Source organism: Rubellimicrobium arenae (assembly GCF_017916275.1).
Lineage (GTDB): Bacteria > Pseudomonadota > Alphaproteobacteria > Rhodobacterales > Rhodobacteraceae > Rubellimicrobium > Rubellimicrobium arenae.
Genome location: NZ_JAFMST010000016.1, coordinates 1 through 17,726 on the forward strand (window position 1 = coordinate 1; position 17,726 = coordinate 17,726).

The 17,726-nt window shown below is 69.1% G+C and carries 17 protein-coding genes; 11 read left to right on the forward strand and 6 right to left on the reverse strand.

Annotated features, from left to right (window positions below; translation table 11 throughout):
- Position 1 precedes the first annotated feature (1 nt).
- The 11 genes from tolA (at position 2) to folD (ending at position 12,092) form a co-directional block, all read left to right on the forward strand.
- On the forward strand, positions 2–1,243 hold the full coding sequence (gene tolA / locus J3P31_RS19395; protein ID WP_210530177.1) for a cell envelope integrity protein TolA: 1,242 nt from the start codon (positions 2–4) through the stop codon (positions 1,241–1,243).
- 91 nt (positions 1,244–1,334) lie between these two features.
- Complete coding sequence (gene tolB, locus J3P31_RS19400) at positions 1,335–2,660, forward strand: Tol-Pal system beta propeller repeat protein TolB (protein ID WP_210530178.1); 1,326 nt, start codon at positions 1,335–1,337, stop codon at positions 2,658–2,660.
- A 109-nt stretch (positions 2,661–2,769) separates the two neighbouring features.
- On the forward strand, positions 2,770–3,336 hold the full coding sequence (pal, locus tag J3P31_RS19405; RefSeq protein WP_210530179.1) for a peptidoglycan-associated lipoprotein Pal: 567 nt from the start codon (positions 2,770–2,772) through the stop codon (positions 3,334–3,336).
- Positions 3,336–4,172, forward strand: a complete 837-nt coding sequence (locus J3P31_RS19410; RefSeq protein WP_210530180.1) for a tetratricopeptide repeat protein — start codon at positions 3,336–3,338, stop codon at positions 4,170–4,172. The genes pal and J3P31_RS19410 overlap by 1 nt, the downstream gene beginning before the upstream one ends.
- A complete protein-coding gene (tilS, locus tag J3P31_RS19415; RefSeq protein ID WP_246849691.1) occupies positions 4,163–5,461 on the forward strand; it encodes a tRNA lysidine(34) synthetase TilS in 1,299 nt (432 codons plus the stop codon). The genes J3P31_RS19410 and tilS overlap by 10 nt, the downstream gene beginning before the upstream one ends.
- A gap of 167 nt (positions 5,462–5,628) precedes the next feature.
- Entirely contained in the window at positions 5,629–7,545 is a 1,917-nt protein-coding gene (ftsH, locus tag J3P31_RS19420; protein WP_210530181.1) for an ATP-dependent zinc metalloprotease FtsH, read from the forward strand.
- Between the two features lie 19 nt (positions 7,546–7,564).
- Entirely contained in the window at positions 7,565–8,329 is a 765-nt protein-coding gene (locus J3P31_RS19425; RefSeq protein ID WP_210530182.1) for a methyltransferase domain-containing protein, read from the forward strand.
- A gap of 45 nt (positions 8,330–8,374) precedes the next feature.
- The gene (locus tag J3P31_RS19430; protein WP_210530183.1) at positions 8,375–8,986 is read left to right on the forward strand and encodes an MOSC domain-containing protein; all 612 of its coding nucleotides are present in this window, start codon (positions 8,375–8,377) and stop codon (positions 8,984–8,986) included.
- Positions 8,987–9,113: 127 nt separating this feature from the next.
- Positions 9,114–10,790 carry a formate--tetrahydrofolate ligase gene (locus tag J3P31_RS19435; protein ID WP_210530184.1) on the forward strand — a complete coding sequence of 559 codons (1,677 nt, stop codon included), beginning with the start codon at positions 9,114–9,116 and terminating at the stop codon, positions 10,788–10,790.
- A 58-nt stretch (positions 10,791–10,848) separates the two neighbouring features.
- Positions 10,849–11,166, forward strand: coding sequence for a chorismate mutase (locus J3P31_RS19440; RefSeq protein WP_210530185.1), 318 nt, complete (start codon positions 10,849–10,851; stop codon positions 11,164–11,166).
- Positions 11,167–11,198: 32 nt separating this feature from the next.
- Positions 11,199–12,092 carry a bifunctional methylenetetrahydrofolate dehydrogenase/methenyltetrahydrofolate cyclohydrolase FolD gene (folD, locus tag J3P31_RS19445; protein WP_210530250.1) on the forward strand — a complete coding sequence of 298 codons (894 nt, stop codon included), beginning with the start codon at positions 11,199–11,201 and terminating at the stop codon, positions 12,090–12,092.
- 67 nt (positions 12,093–12,159) lie between these two features.
- Here the strand turns inward: folD and J3P31_RS19450 are convergent, their stop codons facing one another.
- From J3P31_RS19450 to J3P31_RS19475, 6 genes are all read right to left on the reverse strand, one after another.
- A complete protein-coding gene (locus J3P31_RS19450; protein WP_210530186.1) occupies positions 12,160–12,648 on the reverse strand; it encodes an SRPBCC domain-containing protein in 489 nt (162 codons plus the stop codon).
- 2 nt (positions 12,649–12,650) lie between these two features.
- Entirely contained in the window at positions 12,651–12,980 is a 330-nt protein-coding gene (locus J3P31_RS19455; protein WP_210530187.1) for an ArsR/SmtB family transcription factor, read from the reverse strand.
- A gap of 136 nt (positions 12,981–13,116) precedes the next feature.
- Positions 13,117–13,806, reverse strand: coding sequence for a ligase-associated DNA damage response endonuclease PdeM (gene pdeM / locus J3P31_RS19460; RefSeq protein ID WP_210530188.1), 690 nt, complete (start codon positions 13,804–13,806; stop codon positions 13,117–13,119).
- Between the two features lie 47 nt (positions 13,807–13,853).
- Positions 13,854–16,250, reverse strand: a complete 2,397-nt coding sequence (locus tag J3P31_RS19465) for a ligase-associated DNA damage response DEXH box helicase (protein WP_210530189.1) — start codon at positions 16,248–16,250, stop codon at positions 13,854–13,856.
- A 67-nt stretch (positions 16,251–16,317) separates the two neighbouring features.
- Entirely contained in the window at positions 16,318–16,857 is a 540-nt protein-coding gene (locus J3P31_RS19470; RefSeq protein ID WP_210530190.1) for an ester cyclase, read from the reverse strand.
- 363 nt (positions 16,858–17,220) lie between these two features.
- Positions 17,221–17,724: a prepilin peptidase gene (locus J3P31_RS19475; RefSeq protein WP_210530191.1), complete on the reverse strand. Its 504-nt coding sequence runs from the start codon at positions 17,722–17,724 to the stop codon at positions 17,221–17,223.
- Between the last annotated feature and the right edge of the window lie 2 nt (positions 17,725–17,726).

Consider the following 17,726-nt stretch of genomic DNA (forward strand, 5'->3'; position numbering starts at 1 on the left):
GATCGCGTGGCTCCTGCTGGGCTGGGGCCTCGACAGCCCCCCCCTCGACTTCCAGCTCACCCCCGTCACCGCCGTCTCGGGGGAGGAATATGCCGCCCTCGTGCGGCGGACTTCGCCGCAGGCTGGCACGGAAGCCGCCGAAGCTCCCGAGCCCCCGGCCGAGGCCGAGACCGCCCCCAAGGCGCCCGAGCCCGAGGTGCGTCCCGAAGTCCGTCCGCCTGAGCCCGAGCCCGCACCGGAGCCGCCAGCCCAGGAAGCCGAGCCCGCGCCGTCGCCCGAACCTCCGCCGCCCCCGGCCGAGGTGCAGGACTCGGCACCCGCCCCCGAGCCCAGCCCGGCACCGGAAGCGCCGCCCGCGCCTCCGCCCTCGGCCGAGTTGTCAGCCGCCCTTCGGCCAATCCCACGTCCTGCGCCCCGCGTGGCCCCAGAGGCTGCCCCGCCACCTCCACCGGAGGCCGAGGTCGCGCCTGAGGTGCAGGCCGCTGCCGAACCGACCCCGGAGGCGGAGCCCGAGCCCGTGCCCGAGCAGGAGCCCGAGGAGGCCACGGCCCCGGAGGAGGCGGCGCCCGAGATCGTGACCGAAGCCGAGGAGCCCTCGGGCGCCGTCGAGCAGGTTTCGGTTCGTCCTCCCTCGCGGCCGAGCCGCCCGGCGCCCCAGGCCGAACCCGAGGAGACCGACGTGGCCGAGGCCGCGCCGGCCGAAGAGCCCGCCGAGGCGGACCAAGAGGCCGAGGAGCCGGTCGCCGATGCGGAAGAGCAAGCCCCGTCCGACGAAACGGACGTGACCGAGGAGGCGGCTGCCGAGGAGCCGTCGGACGAGCCGGCCACGGCGGAAGCAGCGTCGGACGAAGTGGCCGACGATATCGCCGCCGCCTTGGCCGAAGCCTCTGAAAGCACCGGAGCCGAGGCTGCCGCCGACCCTGGCCCGCCCATGACCGGGGCCGAGCAGGATGCGTTCCGCATGGCGGTGCAGCAATGCTGGGTGGTGGACCCGGGCAGCCAGGCCGGCCGTGCGGCCGTGACCGTGGCGTTCCAGCTGGGCCGTGACGGGCGGGTGGTCGGCGGGATCGACCTCCTCACCCACAACGCCGAGAGTGCCGAGGCGGCGAACAGCGCTTACGAGGCTGCGCGCCGTGCTATCCTGCGCTGCCAGGGCGAGGGCTTCCCTCTCCCGGCCGAGAAGTACGAACAGTGGCGGATGGTCGAGATGACATTCGATCCCACGCAGATGTCGATCCGCTGATGCGCCGCCGACCCCGATACGACCTTCGAGCCCGTGCGCGGCCTGCTTCGGCAGATCCGTGCCTCCCCGCCCCCGAGACGAGGATCGTCCCATGAACCGAATCATCCTGGCCCTTTGGGCGGCGCTCATCGCGGCCCTGGCCCTGGCCCATCCTGTTCACGCGCAGCAAGGGCCGCTTTCAATCACGATCACCGAGGGCGTGATCGAGCCCATCCCCTTCGCGGTTCCTGCCTTCACCGTCGAGACCGGCGGGGCCGAGGGCGTGTCGCGCGACATCGCCTCGGTCGTGTCGGCCGATCTGGTCGGGACGGGCCTGTTCCGGGAAATCCCGTCCAGCGCGTTCATCAACCCGAGCCTGCCGTTCGGGACCGCGCCGACCTACTCGGACTGGACGGCGATCAACGCGCAGGCGCTGATCACCGGAGCCGTGGCGGTGTCGGGGAACAACCTTACCGTCAAGTTCCGGCTTTACGACGTCTTCTCCGGCGCCGAACTGGGCGAGGGGCTGCAATTCGCGGGCACGGTGGCGGGCTGGCGTCGGATGGGCCACAAGGTGGCGGACGCCGTCTATTCGCGCATCACGGGCGAGGGCGGCTACTTCGACAGCCGCGTCGTGTTCGTGTCGGAGTCCGGACCCAAGGACGCCCGGGCCAAGCGCCTTGCCATCATGGACTACGATGGGGCCGGCGTTCAGTACCTGACCCAGTCGGGCCTCCTCTTTGCGCCGCGTTTCTCGCCGGACGGCAGCAGGGTCCTCTACACCTCCTACGAATCGGGTGTGCCGGCCATCTATCTGCTGGATGTCGCGTCCGTGCGCGAGCAGCGCATCCCGACCGAGGCGGGCGAGATGACCTTTTCGCCCCGCTTCTCGCCGGACGGGCGGCGGGTCATCTACTCGCTCACGAACGGCGGGAACACCGACATCTACATGACCGACCTGGGGTCGGGCTCCTCGAGCCGGCTGACCTCGGCTCCTTCGATCGAGACGGCGCCTTCGTTCAGCCCGGACGGCAGCAAGATCGTCTTCGAGTCCGACCGCTCGGGCACGCAGCAACTTTACGTCATGAGCGCGGGCGGCGGCGAGCCGGTCCGGATCTCCTTTGGCGACGGGCGTTACTCCACGCCGGTCTGGTCGCCGCGGGGCGACCTGATCGCCTTCACCAAGCAGGGCGGCGGCCGCTTCTACATCGGCGTGATGCGGACCGACGGCAGCGAGGAGCGTCTCCTGACGGCAAGCTTCCTCGACGAAGGTCCCACCTGGGCGCCGAACGGCCGGGTCTTGATGTTCACCCGTGAAACGCAAGGCGCCGAAGGTGCGCCGACAGTGTATTCGGTGGATGTCTCGGGCCGGAACCTCAAGCAGGTGCCGACCGGCGGGATGGCATCCGACCCCTCCTGGGGACCGCTGCAACCGTAAGCATGATGCCCAGGGAACCGGCACCCGGATCCCGGGCGCGACCTGTCGGGGCGGCGCGCTTTCCAACCGTGCCGTCCACCTGTAGATTAGGGGAAAAGGGGACGATCCGATGACGAGATGGTTTGTGGCGGCGCTGGTCGTCGCGTCGGTGGGGCTGTCGGCCTGCACGCGGCCCGACCGGTTCGGCGGTGGCGCGGCCGGGGCCGGTGGACTCGGCGGGGCTGGTGGACCTGGCGGGGCTGCGGGCCTGCCGGGGGCGGGGCTGCCCGGCGTGGGCACGGGGGCTCTTGGCAACGCAGGGGATCCGACCTCGCCCGCCTACTTCAGCCAGGCTATCGGTGATCGGGTGTTCTTCTCCGTGGACCAGTCCACGCTGTCCCCGCAAGCGATCCAGGTCCTGGACGGGCAGGCCCAATGGCTTCTGTCGAACGCGTCCTATCTGGCCGTCATCGAAGGCCACGCCGACGAACAGGGCACCCGCGAATACAATATCGCGCTCGGCGCCCGCCGTGCCAACGCGGTGCGGGAATACCTGATCTCCCGCGGGGTGCCGGGCACCCGCCTGCGCACCATCTCCTACGGCAAGGAACGCCCCGTGGCCGTCTGCTCGGACGAGAGCTGCTACACGCAGAACCGTCGTGCCGTGACCGTCATCTCGGCGGGCAGCCTCAGCTGATGCGGCGCGCGGCACTCCTCCTCGCCGCGGTCTGGCCCGGCCTTGCGTGGGGGCAGGCCGCCGACCCGCAGACGCTTGCGGACATCCGCACGCAGATCGCCTCGCTGTCCCAGCAGATCGAGGGACTGCGCGGCGAGCTCACCACCTCCGGCCAGCTGACGCAGGGGGTGGCGGGCAACACGCCGCTCGAACGGCTCAACGCCATCGAATCCGAGCTCCAGCGCCTGACCTCGCGCACCGAGGAACTGGAGTTCCGCATCAACCGCATCGCCACCGACGGCACGAACCGGCTTGGCGACCTCGAATTCCGCGTCTGCGAGATCGAGGAAGGCTGCGACGTGTCGCAACTCGGCACGACGCCGACGCTGGGCGGGACCGAGAGCACGACGGTCGTGCCCGCGACCCCCGAGGCACCGGCCCCAAGCACAAGCACTGGCAACGGCCCGGACCTGGCCGTCAACGAACAGGCCGACTTCGAGCGGGCGGAGGGGGCGCTCGCCTCCAGTGACTTTCGCGGCGCCGCTGACCTCTTTACGTCCTTTGTCGCGGCCTACCCGGGCAGCCCCCTGATGGCACGGGCGCAACTGGGGCGCGGGGCCGCGCTGGATGGCCTGGGCGATCCGTCCAACGCCGCACGGGCCTATCTCGACAGCTTCTCGACCGATCCGGACGGTGAGTTCGCCGCCGACGCATTGCTGGGCCTGGGCAAGAACCTCGGGCAGCTGGGCCAGGTGCCCGACGCCTGCGTGACCCTGGCCGAGATCGGAACACGCTTCCCAGGGTCTCCCCTGATTGCGGACGCCCAGCGGGAGATGCAGTCGCTTCGATGCCAATGACCCCCGAGGAGGCGCTGGCCTCCTCGATGGCGCGCCTGCCGGACCGGGCCCCTGGCGCACCGCTGGCGGTTGCGGTCTCGGGCGGGGGGGACAGCATGGCGCTCCTCCATGTCGCGGCCAAGTGGGCCCGAGGGCACGCCAGCCCCCTCTCGGCCGTGACGGTGGACCATGGCCTGCGGACGGCTGCCACCCAGGAGGCAGCGGAGGTCGCCCGTGTCTGCGCATCCCTTGCTGTCCCCCATGCGACCCTGAGGTGGAGCGGCTGGGATGGTCGCGGCAACCTCCAGGACCGCGCCCGCCGTGCCCGGCGGGAGCTGATCGCCGATTGGGCTGCCGGGCTCGGAATCCGTCACGTCCTTTTGGGCCACACCGCAGACGATCAGGCCGAAACGGTGTTGCTCCGTCTGGCCCGAGGCTCGGGCGTCGATGGCCTGGCCGGCATGCGCGAAATCGTGCAGGCACCTCCGGGCTGGTGGGCGAGACCCTTACTGCGGCTGTCGCGCGCGACATTGCGGGACTGGCTTCGCGTGCGAAACCTTGGATGGATCGAGGATCCGTCCAACGAGGACGCACGCTTCGACCGGGTGCGGGCCCGCCGGATGCTGGACAGCCTCGAGGCGCTTGGACTTACGCGCACCCGTCTGATCCGAACGGCGGACCACATGCGGAGGGCGCAGGCGTCCTTGCAGATCCGCGCCCAGGAGGTCGCGCGGGAGGCTGCGCAGGTCGAAGGGGCCGACCTCAAGCTTCCGGTGCGGCTCCTCGCGGAAGCGGAAGATCAGGACGTGGCCGGACGCCTCCTGGCGGCTGCCCTCGGTTGGGTGGGCAATAACAGCTACCGTCCCCGGCACGACGCGCTGCTCCGCCTCGCGCGGGCGGTCGTGGACGGCCGCGCTGCGACTCTGGCCGGATGCCGAATGCTGCGACAGGGCGACTGGGTCCGCATCACGCGGGAGGCCCGGGCCCTTTCACCGCACGTTTCGGCACAGGCAGGGGGCGCGGCGTCGCAGGCTGTCCGTTGGGACGGACGCTGGCTCCTCGGACGGGCCGGGCCGGGCCACGATCCCGACGACGATGGGCTGAACGGGCTGCAGGTCGGCGCCTTGGGCCTGGCGGGCCTGCGAGCCTGCCCATCCGGGGTCCCATCCGGCCTCCGGCCCGAGGCGCTCCAGGCCACGCCGGCCGTCTGGCAGGGCGAACGACTGGTCGCGGCGCCACTGGCAGGGTGGCCGCAGGGGTGGACAGCAGCGCTTGATCCGGCGTTCCCGGACCATGTTCGAGGTGCCTGACCCCGAAGCGGACACCCGGAGCGTGTCCCTGCGGCATTGTGCTCGCGCGATTCCGCTCTCGACTCCGTGCCCGGACGGGCTTTCGCATTGAACCCGCGCCCGTAGCCCTTATCTTTGCACAACGCAGCGCAGGCACGTCTTGGCCTGCGCATTGGAGGAGTCCGTTAGTGGGCAACGCGCGCAACATCGCCTTCTGGGTCGTCCTGTTCCTTCTGGTGCTGGCGCTCTTCAATCTATTCAGCGGCGGTCAGACGGCCATGTCGCAGAACGGCCGCTCCTATTCGGACTTCGTGGCCGCCGTGCAGTCCGGAACCGTGGCCCAGGCCACCATCGACGGTGAGGAGGTGCGGTACCGCGGCTCTGACGGCCGTGAGTACGTCACCGTGCTGCCCCCTGACGCCGAGGTGACCAACCTCCTTCTGGACGCGGGCGTTCCGGTGTCGGCCCGGTCGCAGCAGCAGTCGGGGTTCACGGCGTTCATCCTGTCGCTCCTGCCCTTCCTCCTGCTGATCGGTGTCTGGATCTACTTCATGAACCGGATGCAGGGCGGCGGGCGCGGCGGCGCGATGGGCTTTGGAAAGTCGCGCGCCAAGCTCCTGACCGAGAAGCATGGCCGCGTGACCTTCGACGACGTCGCGGGCATCGACGAGGCCAAGGAGGAGCTCGAGGAGATCGTCGAGTTCCTGCGCAACCCGCAGAAGTTCTCGCGCCTGGGCGGCAAGATCCCCAAGGGCGCGCTGCTCGTCGGTCCTCCGGGCACAGGCAAGACGCTGCTGGCGCGCGCCATTGCGGGCGAGGCGGGCGTGCCGTTCTTCACCATCTCTGGCTCCGACTTCGTGGAGATGTTCGTGGGCGTGGGTGCCTCCCGCGTGCGCGACATGTTCGAGCAGGCCAAGAAGAACGCGCCCTGCATCGTCTTCATCGACGAGATCGACGCCGTGGGCCGGTCGCGTGGCGTCGGCTACGGCGGCGGCAACGACGAGCGCGAGCAGACGCTGAACCAGCTCCTCGTGGAGATGGACGGCTTCGAGGCCAACGAGGGCATCATCATCGTCGCGGCGACCAACCGTCCCGACGTGCTCGACCCTGCGCTGCTGCGTCCGGGCCGCTTCGACCGTCAGGTCCAGGTGCCGAACCCCGATATCAAGGGCCGCGAGAAGATCCTGGGCGTTCACGCCCGCAAGGTCCCGCTCGGCCCCGATGTCGACCTGCGCATCATCTCGCGCGGGACGCCGGGCTTCTCGGGCGCCGACCTCGCCAACCTCGTGAACGAGGCCGCGCTGATGGCCGCCCGCGTGGGCCGTCGCTTCGTGACCATGGTCGACTTCGAATCCGCCAAGGACAAGGTGATGATGGGGGCCGAGCGCCGTTCCATGGTCATGTCCGAGGACGAGAAGAAGCTGACCGCCTACCACGAAGCCGGGCATGCCATCGTCGGCCTGAACGTCCCGCAGCACGACCCGATCCACAAGGCGACGATCATCCCGCGCGGCCGGGCCCTGGGCCTCGTGCTGTCGCTGCCCGAGCGGGACCAGCTTTCGGTCAGCTACACCAAGTACCGGTCCAAGATCGCCATGGCGATGGGCGGCCGGGTGGCCGAAGAACTGGTCTTCGGGCCGGAGCAGGTGACCTCGGGCGCGACCTCGGACATCCAGCAGGTGTCCAAGATCGCCCGGGCGATGGTGACGCAGTTCGGCATGTCGGAGCGTATCGGCTACATCGACTATGCCAACGAGCAGCAAAGCTATCTGGGCTCCTACAACGGTGGCACCAACCACTCGGCCGAAACGCAGAAGGCCATCGACGAGGAGGTTCGCCGCCTCATCGACGAGGGCTACACCGAGGCCAAGCGGATCCTGACCGAGAAGCGCGAGGATCTTGAGCGCCTGGCGCAGGGTCTCCTGGAGTACGAGACGCTGACCGGGTCCGAGATCACCCGCGTCATCTCGGGCGAGCCGCTGAACCGGGGCGAGGACACCTCTCCGCCGCCCTCCTCGTCGGGCGGGGCTTCGGTGACCGCGATCCCGAAGACGCCGCGCCCGCGTCCCCCGCGCGGGGAGCCCGAGCCCGAACCGACGGCCTGAGGGCGTGACGGATCGGCACATGGATTGGGACCCCGGGACCTATCGACGGTTCCGGGGTCTGCGCTTGCGCCCGGCGCTGGATCTGCTTCTGCAGGTCGGCGAGGTTCCGGACGGCTGCGTCGTCGACCTGGGCTGCGGCGACGGCGCCGTGGCGGGGCCGCTCCGGGCGCGTTTCCCGGGCCATCGCATCCTGGGCGTGGATTCGTCGCCCGAGATGCTGGGCCATGCCACCGGCTACGATGCGACCCGGCTTGTCGACATCGCCCATTGGACGCCTGAAGAGCCGCCCGCCGTCGTCTTTTCCAACGCCGCGCTGCACTGGCTGTCGCATCACGAGATGCTCTTCCCGCGTCTGGCCCAATGTCTTGCTCCGGGGGGCGTGCTCGCGGTGCAGATGCCCCGGCAGTTCGACGCGCCCTCCCACCGGTTGCTGCGCGATCTCGCCGAGGGCATGTTCCCCGACCGCTTCTCGTTCACGAATTACGTCGCCCCGGTCGCGCCCCCGGCCGCCTATCACCGCCTGCTCTCCCCCTTGGGCGCGGTGGATCTTTGGGAAACCGAGTACCTTCAGCCGTTGTCCCCTGTCCCGGAGGGGCATCCGGTTCGGGCCTTCACGCAGTCCACGGCCCTGCGCCCGTTCGCGGCCCGGATGGGGGAAGGCGAACTCCAGGAGTTTCTGGACGCCTACGACGACTCGCTTCGGATCGCCTATCCGGCCGAGGCGGACGGTTCGGTGCTGTTTCCATTTCGCCGGCTGTTCCTGGTGCTGACCCGGGGCGATTGAGGCCGCCTGTCCGTTCTGCCATCACGGCCCGAAAGGAGACCGTTCATGCCCGCTCTTGTCCCATCTGACCATTATGGCACCGTGGTGTGGCTTGGCCGCGTGGCGCGCCCCGTGGGACCCGACCTCATCATCCACGGCGAGCCCCTGACCGAGATGCTCCTGGGCTTTGCCGGCTTCGTCGGTGAAGTGCATGCGGGCCTGACCCGGCCATCCTGCTCGCGCGTCACCATGCAGTATCCGAAGGGAACCGAGATCCGGAACACCCGGCAAGTGAGCCTCGTGGGGGCGGAGGAGCTCGCCCATATTGCCGCGGAACTGGGACTCGAGGCGGTGGACCCGGCATGGCTCGGGGCGTCCGTGGTGATCGACGGGATCCCCGACTTCACCCATGTTCCGCCCTCCAGCCGCCTGCAGGGGGAAGGTGGGGCCACGCTGGTCGTCGACATGGAGAACCATCCCTGCGTCGAGCCGGCCAAGACCATCGAGTTGGCCCGGCCCGGGCATGGCAAGGCTTTCCGCGCGGCGGCCAAGGGACGGCGGGGAATCACCGCCTGGGTCGAGCGCGAAGGCATCCTGCGGCTTGGGGAGCGCGTGCGGCTCCACGTTCCGTCGCAGCGCGGGTGGGAGCCGCAAGGCCGCGTGCAGGAAACCCGGTGACAGGAGTTTCCGATGCGAAACCTCTTTTCCAAGGGTCCGACGATTTGGCGGGATAACCTGTCGCAATCGCCATTCTGACACCCCCACGTGCTCCGCTACGAGTGTCCCACAACCCAAGGGGACAGCCGTGAGCCACAAGACCGACATCGAGATCGCCCGCGAAGCCAAGAAACGTCCGATCCTCGAGATCGGCGCCAAGCTGGGCATCCCGTCCGAAAGCCTGCTGCCCTACGGGCACGACAAGGCCAAGGTGAGCCAGGACTTCATCAACTCGGTCCAGGGGCGGCCCGACGGCAAGCTGATCCTGGTGACCGCCATCAACCCGACGCCCGCCGGCGAAGGCAAGACCACGACCACCGTGGGCCTGGGCGACGGCCTGAACCGCATCGGCAAGAAGGCGGTCGTCTGCATCCGCGAGGCCTCGCTCGGCCCGAACTTCGGGATGAAGGGTGGCGCGGCGGGCGGCGGCTATGCGCAGGTCGTCCCGATGGAGGAGATGAACCTCCACTTCACCGGCGACTTCCACGCGATCACCTCGGCGCACAACCTGCTGTCGGCGATGATCGACAACCACATCTACTGGGGCAACGCGCTCGACATCGACCAGCGCCGGATCGTCTGGCGCCGCGTCATGGACATGAACGACCGCGCGCTGCGCGACATGGTCGTGAGCCTGGGCGGCGTCTCGAACGGCTTCCCGCGCCAGACCGGCTTTGACATCACCGTGGCTTCCGAGGTCATGGCGATCCTCTGCCTCGCCAAGGATCTCAAGGACCTCGAAAAGCGCCTGGGCGACATCGTGGTGGCCTACCGCCGCGACAAGACCCCGGTCTACTGCCGCGACATCAAGGCCGACGGCGCGATGGCCGTTCTCCTCAAGGACGCGATCCAGCCGAACCTCGTGCAGACGCTGGAGAACAACCCCGCCTTCGTCCACGGCGGCCCCTTCGCCAACATCGCCCACGGCTGCAATTCGGTGATCGCGACGACCACCGCGCTGAAGCTGGGTGAGTACGTCGTGACCGAAGCCGGCTTCGGCGCGGACCTCGGCGCCGAGAAGTTCTTCGACATCAAGTGCCGCAAGGCCGGGCTCAAGCCCTCGGCCGCCGTGATCGTGGCCACCGTGCGCGCCATGAAGATGAACGGCGGCGTCGCCAAGGCCGACCTCGGCACCGAGAACGTGGACGCCGTGCGCAAGGGCTGCCCGAACCTCGGCCGCCACATCGCCAACGTGAAGGGCTTCGGCGTGCCGGTCGTGGTCGCCATCAACCACTTCTACAGCGACACCGACGCCGAGATCGAAGCCGTGAAGGCCTATGTGGCCGAGCAGGGCGCCGAGGCGATCCTGTGCAAGCACTGGGCCCAGGGCTCGGCCGGGATCGAGGATCTGGCCCGCAAGGTCGTGCAACTCGCCGAAGGCGGCAGCGCCAACTTCGCGCCGCTCTACCCCGAGGAGATGCCGCTGTTCCAGAAGGTCGAGACGATCGCCAAGCGCATCTACCACGCCGACGAGGTGATCGCCGACAAGTCGATCCGCGACCAGCTCAAGGCCTGGGAGGCGGCGGGCTACGGCCACCTGCCGATCTGCATGGCCAAGACGCAGTACAGCTTCACCACCGATCCGAACGTCCGCGGCGCGCCGACGGGCCACACGGTGCCGGTGCGCGAAGTGCGGCTGTCGGCCGGGGCGGGTTTCATCGTGGTCATCTGCGGTGAGATCATGACCATGCCGGGCCTGCCCAAGGTGCCCAGCGCCGAAGTGATCCGCCTCAACGAGGCCGGTCAGATCGAGGGCCTGTTCTAAGGCCGTTGACCTTTCCGGCTCGGGACCTCCTATGAGGCCCGAGCCGGAGGGACCCAAGATGAAGCGACCGAACGACTGCACGACCATGGCCGACATCCGGGCCGAGATCGACCGGGTGGACCGGGAGCTCGTGGCGCTCTTCGCGGAGCGGACGGCCTATATCGACCGGGCCGCGCAGATCAAGGGACCGCTCAAGATGCCCGCGCGGATCACCCCGCGCGTGGAGGAGGTGGTGGCCAACGTGCGCCGCGAGGCCGACGTCCATGGCCTGCCGCCTGACCTGATCGAGAAGCTGTGGCGGCGCCTGATCGACTGGTCGATCGCCCGCGAGGAAGGGGTTCTTGGCCCCGAATGGGGACACGAGGAGACGAGATGACGGCTCAGGCGACCGCGACGAAGGATGGAGCGATGACGGCTCAGGTGATCGACGGCAAGGCCTTCGCGGCCAAGATCCGCGGCCGGGTGGCCGAGCATGTGGCCCGGCTCAAGGCCGACCACGGCATTACCCCCGGCCTGGCCGTGGTGCTGGTGGGCGAGGACCCGGCGTCCTCCGTCTATGTCCGCTCCAAGGGCAAGCAGACCCTTGAGGCTGGCATGAACAGCTACGAGCACAAGCTGTCCGCCGACACCTCCGAGGAGGAGCTGCTGGCGTTGGTCCGGCAGCTGAACGAGGACCCGGCCGTTCACGGCATCCTTGTGCAGCTGCCGCTGCCCAGGCACCTGAACAGCGACCTCGTGATCAACTCCATCGCGCCCGAGAAGGACGTGGACGGGTTCCACATCTCGAACGTGGGGCTGCTGGGAACGGGGCAAAAGGCGATGGTGCCCTGCACGCCGCTGGGCTGCCTTCTCCTGCTGCGCGACCTGCACGGGTCGCTGGCCGGGATGGACGCCGTGGTGATCGGGCGGTCGAACATCGTCGGCAAGCCGATGGCGCAGCTGCTGCTGGGCGACAGCGCGACGGTGACCATCGCGCACAGCAAGACCAAGGACCTGCCGGGCGTCGTCCGCCGCGCCGACATCGTGGTGGCCGCCGTGGGCCGGCCCGAGATGGTCAAGGGCGACTGGATCAAGCCGGGCGCGACGGTGATCGACGTCGGCATCAACCGCACGGCGGGCCCGAACGGCAAGGACGTGCTGGTGGGCGACGTGGACTACGCCTCGGCCGCCGCGGTCGCGGGCGCGATCACCCCGGTGCCGGGCGGCGTGGGTCCCATGACCATCGCCTGCCTTCTGGCGAACACCGTGACCGCCTGCTGCCGGGCGAACGGCCTGTCCGAGCCCGAGGGCCTGACGGTCTGACCGGACCCACCTCGACCCTTCGGACGGGCGGGCCGCTGGCTCGCCCGTCTGCGTTCCGGGCCCTCGCTCAGGCCGCTTCGGCCTCCAGCGCATCGAGCTGGGCGTAGCTCCATTCCATCCCGTCGGTCATGCCCGTGGCGATCATCGCCTCCATCGAGGCCGGGTCGTCCACCTGCATGGTCATGGTGAGGAGGGTGCCGCCCTCGGTGGCGTCGAAGCGCGTCTCGACGGTGTTGGGCGGCGTCGGGTCGGGCAGGTGCATCACCTCCACATGGACCGTGCGGGCACGGCCCTGCGCGGGCGGTTCCACGATCTCGAAATGGCCGGTGAGGTGGAAGCCTCCGCCCATGGCCGGATTGCTCCACTCATAGCGGATCGCGCCGCCGGGTCGGGCGTCGACCTCGCAGGTCGACAGCATCCAACCCTCGTAGCCGTTCATCCAGCGCCGCAGGAGATCGGGGCGGATATGGGCATCCCAGACGCGCTGGAGCGGCGCGGCAAAGGGCCGGGTCACGACAAGCGTGGTGGGAGAGGTTCGTTCGACGTTCAGGGGCATGGTCAGGTCTCCTCGGGGGGGTCGCCTTCGGCGAGAAGGTCGTCGAGGCGGGCGAAGCTGCGTTCAAGGTTGGCGCGCAGATCGGAGAGCCAGGCGTCGAGGGGGGCAAGTCCGACAGGCGTGAGGCGGCAGGGACGACGGGTGCCCTCGCGGCTCCGAGCGATCAGTCCGGCCTTTTCCAAGACCTTCAAGTGATGGGAGATGGCCGGCTGGGTCATCCGGAAGGGAGCGGCCAGTTCCATGACGGTCGCTTCGCCCTGCGCGAGCCGCGCCAGGATGGCCCGGCGGGTCGGGTCTGCAAGCGCCAGGAGAGTCTGGTCGATCAGAGCCATGGGAATCCCTCCATGCAGCCAATCTTATATAAGTTCTATTTTATGTAAAGGGCTTGGTCGTGGATCGCTGGATGCGTTGACGGGATCGGCTGATCCCGGCCGACCTGTCCTGTTGTCAAGGGGGTGGTTTGGCCGGTCAGGCGCGGCGGGAGTGTTCCCGCGCCGGCGGGAGAGGGACGGGCATCGCCCGGGCGCCGGTCAGGACGGCTAGGGCCTTGTCGGCGAACAGGTGGCGCAGCACAGGCTCGCGCGCGTCCAGCCCGCCGGTGTAGGTGCCATAGGCTGGAAGGATCAGACGACGGCCATCCACCACGAAGCAGCGGCGGCGTTCGGCAAAGCCGGGAAGGCCGTATTTCGGATGATAATGCCCCGACACTTCCCCCGGCTCGGAAGCCGCGTCAGCGATGTGCCGGAAGGTGAGCCCCCCGGCCGAGAGGCTGTGGCAGCCCTCGCCTCCATGGTCATTCGGCCCGGCGTCATGGTTGCCCTCGATCCACACCCAGCGCCGACCGTCCTGAAGCGCGATCAGCCGCGCGCGGTCCTCGGGGTCCAACGCCTCGCTTGCGGCGAGGTCGTCAAAGGAGTCCCCCAGCGCGACGACGCAGGTGGGCTTGGCGGCCTCGATGTCCTGCGCAAGCCGGTCGAGCGTGGCGCGAGTCTCGTAGGGTGGCAGCATGAGCCCGCGCCGCCGCGCGACCCGCTCGGACTTGGCCATGTGGAGATCGGAGACGCAGAGCAGGTTTTCGGACGGCACGAACAGCGCCCCAGAGGGGAGCGCCAGGCAATGCGTGCCGTTCAGCGCAAAGGAATAGGACATGCCGTTCATGACCTGTTCTCTGAACCAGCATGTCGGGTCCGGCAAGGGGTCCGACGTCACAGGGCCTCGATCCCGGCCTCCTCCAGCAGCCGGGCCGCCTGTTCGGCCATGAGCCGTTCGCGCGCCGCCCCCGCGACGGGAACGCGTCCACGCTCCAGGAGAAGGGGGGCGGCCAGAGGGGTCACGCGCTTCGCCCGCACATGGTCCACCCGGCCCTGGATGCGGGACAGCATCTCCTCGATCCGGCCGAAGTCCACGAGGCCGTGCTGCGCCTGTTCGCGCGTGACCCGCAGCAGCAGGTGGTCGGGGTCGTACTTGACCAGCGTGTCGTAGAGGATGTCGGTGGAGAATGTCGCCTGCCGCCCGGTCTTGCGCTGCCCGGGCAGGTTCTTCTCGATCAGGCCGGCGATGGTCGCCACGCCCCGGAAGGTGCGCTTCATCACGGCGTTGCCCTGGAGCCAAGTCTCGAACCCCTCGCGGATGTCGCGGGGATCGAGGAGGCTTGCCGGGTCCTCGACCTCGCGCAGGCCGGTGATGAGAAGGGCGTAGTCGGTGGCGACGAAGCCCAGCGGATCGAGCCCGCGCTGCTCCATCCGATGGGTCAGCAGCAGCCCGAGGGTCTGGTGCGCGTTCCAGCCCGCGAAGCCCCAGAAGGCAGCGTGCCAGCGCTCCTCGGCCTCGAAGGTCTCGACCAGCATGCGGTCGGCCTCGGGCAGCTTGGAGAATCGTCGCTGGAGGTTCAGCCATTCGGCCGTGTGGCGGGGCAGCTCGGGCCAATCCGACTGCTGGAGAAGATCCAGGATCCGGTGGGTCAGGGCGACCGAGGTCGGGAACTTGCCGCCGCCGAAGCTCGCCACGCGGGGGTTGGCGTCGCGGCGGCGCGTGACCTCGACCGTCATCTCGCGCAGGGATTCGAAACGGACGACCTGACCGCCGATCAGGAAGGTGTCCCCCGGAGTGAGCGTCGAGGCGAAGTATTCCTCGATCTCGCCCAGATGCGCGCCCGAGCGGAGGCGGACGTTCAGGCTGCCCGTGTCCTCGATGGTGCCGATGTTCATGCGGATCCGCTTGGCCGCGCGCGGGTCGCGCAACTGCCAGAACCCGTCGCGCAGCATGAGCCGCTTCCAGCGGTCATAGGCCCGCAGCGCGTAACCCCCCGTGGCGCAGAACTCCAGGCAGTCGTCAAAGGCCGCGCGGGAAAGGCTGGCATATCCCCCAACCGTGCGGACCTCGGCGTAAAGGTCGTCGGCCGCGAAGGGCCCGGCGCAGGCGCGGATCAGGATGTGCTGACACAGGACATCGAGCGGGCCCGGCCCACGGGGGGTGCCGTCAAGGTCGCCCAGGCGCGCGGCCGCGATGGCGCAGGTGCATTCCAGCACCTCGAAGCGGTTGGCGGGCACCAGGATTGCCTTGGACGGCACGCCCGCGCGGTGATTGGCGCGCCCGATCCGCTGCACGAGTCGCTTGACGTATTTCGGTCCGCCCATCTGGATCACGAGGTCCACGTCGCCCCAGTCGATGCCGAGGTCGAGCGTGCCGGTGCAGACGATGGCCTTGAGGTCGCCGCGCAACATGGCCGCCTCCACCGCCTGCCGCTGCTCGCGCGAGAGCGACCCGTGGTGGATGGCGATGGGCAGGCCGTCGTCGTTCTGGAGCCAGAGGTTGTGGAAGAACACCTCGGCCTGCGCGCGGGTGTTGTGGAAGATCAGCGTGGTCTTGTGCCGCTTGACCTCCTCCAGCACCGCCGGGATCGCGTGGAGGGCCGCGCCCCCGGCCCAGGGCGGCGCACGTCCGGCGTCGAGCATGGACAGGTCCGGCTCCTCGCCCGGGTCGGCGTGGAGGATGGCGCAGGGCTGGGGGTTGCGGGCCAGGAGTTGCGCGATCTCCTGCGGGTTGTCCACGGTGGCCGAAAGGCCGACGCGACGCAGGCCGGGAGCGATGGCTTCAAGCCGGGACAGGCTCAGGAACAACTGGTCTCCGCGCTTGGATTCGGCCAGGGCGTGAATCTCGTCCACGACGATGCGGGACAGGCCTTCGAAGATCTTGGGGGCGTCCTCATAGGACAGCAGCAACGCCAGGCTTTCGGGTGTTGTGAGCAGGATGTGGGGCGGGTCCACGCGTTGTCGCTTGCGGGCGGCCTGCGATGTGTCGCCGGTGCGGTCCTCGATCCGGATCGGCAGGCCCAGTTCCTCAACGGGCGTGAGGAGGTTGCGCTTGATGTCGGTCGCCAGCGCCTTGAGAGGGGAGACATAGAGGGTGTGGAGGCCGGACCGGGGAGCCTCGGCCAGCTCGGCGATGGTCGGAAGGAAGCCCGAGAGCGTCTTGCCCGCCCCGGTGGGCGCGATGAGAAGAAGCGCCGGTTCGTCCGACCGGTCCAGCATCTCGGCCTGATGACGGTGCAGCGCCCAGCCCCGGCGGGCAAAGAACGGAGCGAGGCGCGCAGGCAGGGTCATGCGACCGGAGATAGCGCGGCGGCCCGGCCTGGGGTAGGGCGCAGCGTCGAGCCCGGCCGGACACCCCTCAATCCCGCGTGAGTTGACGCATCGCCCCGGACCAATCCTCCACAAGCCAGCTTTCGGCGATTCTGCCGTCCTCAAGCCGGTGAATATGGATGGCCTGGATGCAGAAGCTCCGCCCCGTGGGTTCGATCCCAAGGAAGCGACCCATGGGCGTCCCTGTCAAGGACGACCGAACGATCCAGCGGTTGCCGTCCTGCAGCATTTCGGCCACCGCGATCCCGAGGTCCGGCACGGCTGCGCCCAGCCGACGCCAGGACGCGATCAGCCCCTGGGCCGTCACATGCTCCACCGGCGTGCTGCAATGCGCGATGTAATCCGAAGCAAGGAGCCGTTCCGCGAGGTCTGGCAGATCCGATGCATTGGGACGGCCCAGGAATGCGGCATGAAACAGGGCGACGATCCCCCGGTCGCCTCCGTGGGATCTCGTGGCGTCGATCAGGACGGAGATGAGGTTCGATGGGCTGACGATCCTGGCCATGGCGGACGGTTCGAACGGCTCGCGCAAGGCGGGTCGTGCTCCGGGGTGTGGGCTGTCCGTCATGGGTCATTGCGCCTGAATGGAAATTGCAACCCCAGCTGGCTCCTCGTCCGGGCAGGGGCTTGCGTGCAGAGCCGATAGGCGGCCCGGGCCGAACTGCGGTCCACGAGGCGTCCACCTGGACGGCCTGATCGACCGATGCCTTGACCGGACGATGCTGGATCCACCTCTCTGACCGGCACGGCCCAGGTCGGGACGATCAGCAGGCCCGTCGTGGTCTGGGGGCCGCGTTTCGGGAGGCACGTGGCGCCGGGCTGCGGGCCGGGCGAGGCCGTGACCGCGATGTTCATGGCAAGCGACCTTGGTGGACGATCGTGACCAAGAGATGGTGGTCCAGTATGGCGGAATTGGGGAGGGTGCGCGGCATCAGCCCGCCGCGGCCATCAGAAGATAGCTGATGAGGGCGCCACCCAGGGCGATTCCCATGGGAAAGCGTGGCCCCGACGACCAGCTGACCCAACCGGGGGCCAATCGCGGGCCAAGGCTCCAGCGGGCCGCGGTATGAAGGCCCCAAGCGAGCAGGAACACCACTGCGCAGAGGCGCAGGAACAGGACCAGATCCAGAGGCGCGACGAAGGGCATGATCACGGCGGCCAGCTTCGCGTCACCGGCCCCAAGCAGGCCTGCGCCATGGAGGGCCATGCCGACAAGCAGGACCACGATCAGCTGGGGCCAGCGGGTGCCCCAGTCTTCGATGGTCCAGGAGCGCAGGGGCAGGAGCATCAGTCCGCCGATCAGGAACAGGCCCGCCAGCATCAGGACGGCGCGGTTGGGGATCTTCAGCCGGCTCAGGTCCGAAAGAGCGGCCCAGGCCAGGACGGGTGTGGTGCCGAGCAGGAACCAGATCGCGACATCGGGAGGGGTTCCCATCC

Bases quoted from the DNA above. Each gene is read 5' to 3' on its own strand.
- folD (WP_210530250.1), top strand. From the start codon at position 11,199: ATGACGGCTCAGGTGATCGACGGCAAGGCCTTCGCGGCCAAGATCCGC.
- J3P31_RS19475 (WP_210530191.1), bottom strand. From the start codon at position 17,724: ATGGGAACCCCTCCCGATGTCGCGATCTGGTTCCTGCTCGGCACCACA.
- J3P31_RS19450 (WP_210530186.1), bottom strand. From the start codon at position 12,648: ATGCCCCTGAACGTCGAACGAACCTCTCCCACCACGCTTGTCGTGACC.
- J3P31_RS19455 (WP_210530187.1), bottom strand. From the start codon at position 12,980: ATGGCTCTGATCGACCAGACTCTCCTGGCGCTTGCAGACCCGACCCGC.
- tolB (WP_210530178.1), top strand. From the start codon at position 1,335: ATGAACCGAATCATCCTGGCCCTTTGGGCGGCGCTCATCGCGGCCCTG.
- pal (WP_210530179.1), top strand. From the start codon at position 2,770: ATGACGAGATGGTTTGTGGCGGCGCTGGTCGTCGCGTCGGTGGGGCTG.
- J3P31_RS19440 (WP_210530185.1), top strand. From the start codon at position 10,849: ATGAAGCGACCGAACGACTGCACGACCATGGCCGACATCCGGGCCGAG.
- J3P31_RS19410 (WP_210530180.1), top strand. From the start codon at position 3,336: ATGCGGCGCGCGGCACTCCTCCTCGCCGCGGTCTGGCCCGGCCTTGCG.
- J3P31_RS19465 (WP_210530189.1), bottom strand. From the start codon at position 16,250: ATGACCCTGCCTGCGCGCCTCGCTCCGTTCTTTGCCCGCCGGGGCTGG.
- J3P31_RS19425 (WP_210530182.1), top strand. From the start codon at position 7,565: ATGGATTGGGACCCCGGGACCTATCGACGGTTCCGGGGTCTGCGCTTG.
- J3P31_RS19430 (WP_210530183.1), top strand. From the start codon at position 8,375: ATGCCCGCTCTTGTCCCATCTGACCATTATGGCACCGTGGTGTGGCTT.
- pdeM (WP_210530188.1), bottom strand. From the start codon at position 13,806: ATGAACGGCATGTCCTATTCCTTTGCGCTGAACGGCACGCATTGCCTG.
- J3P31_RS19470 (WP_210530190.1), bottom strand. From the start codon at position 16,857: ATGACGGACAGCCCACACCCCGGAGCACGACCCGCCTTGCGCGAGCCG.
- tilS (WP_246849691.1), top strand. From the start codon at position 4,163: ATGCCAATGACCCCCGAGGAGGCGCTGGCCTCCTCGATGGCGCGCCTG.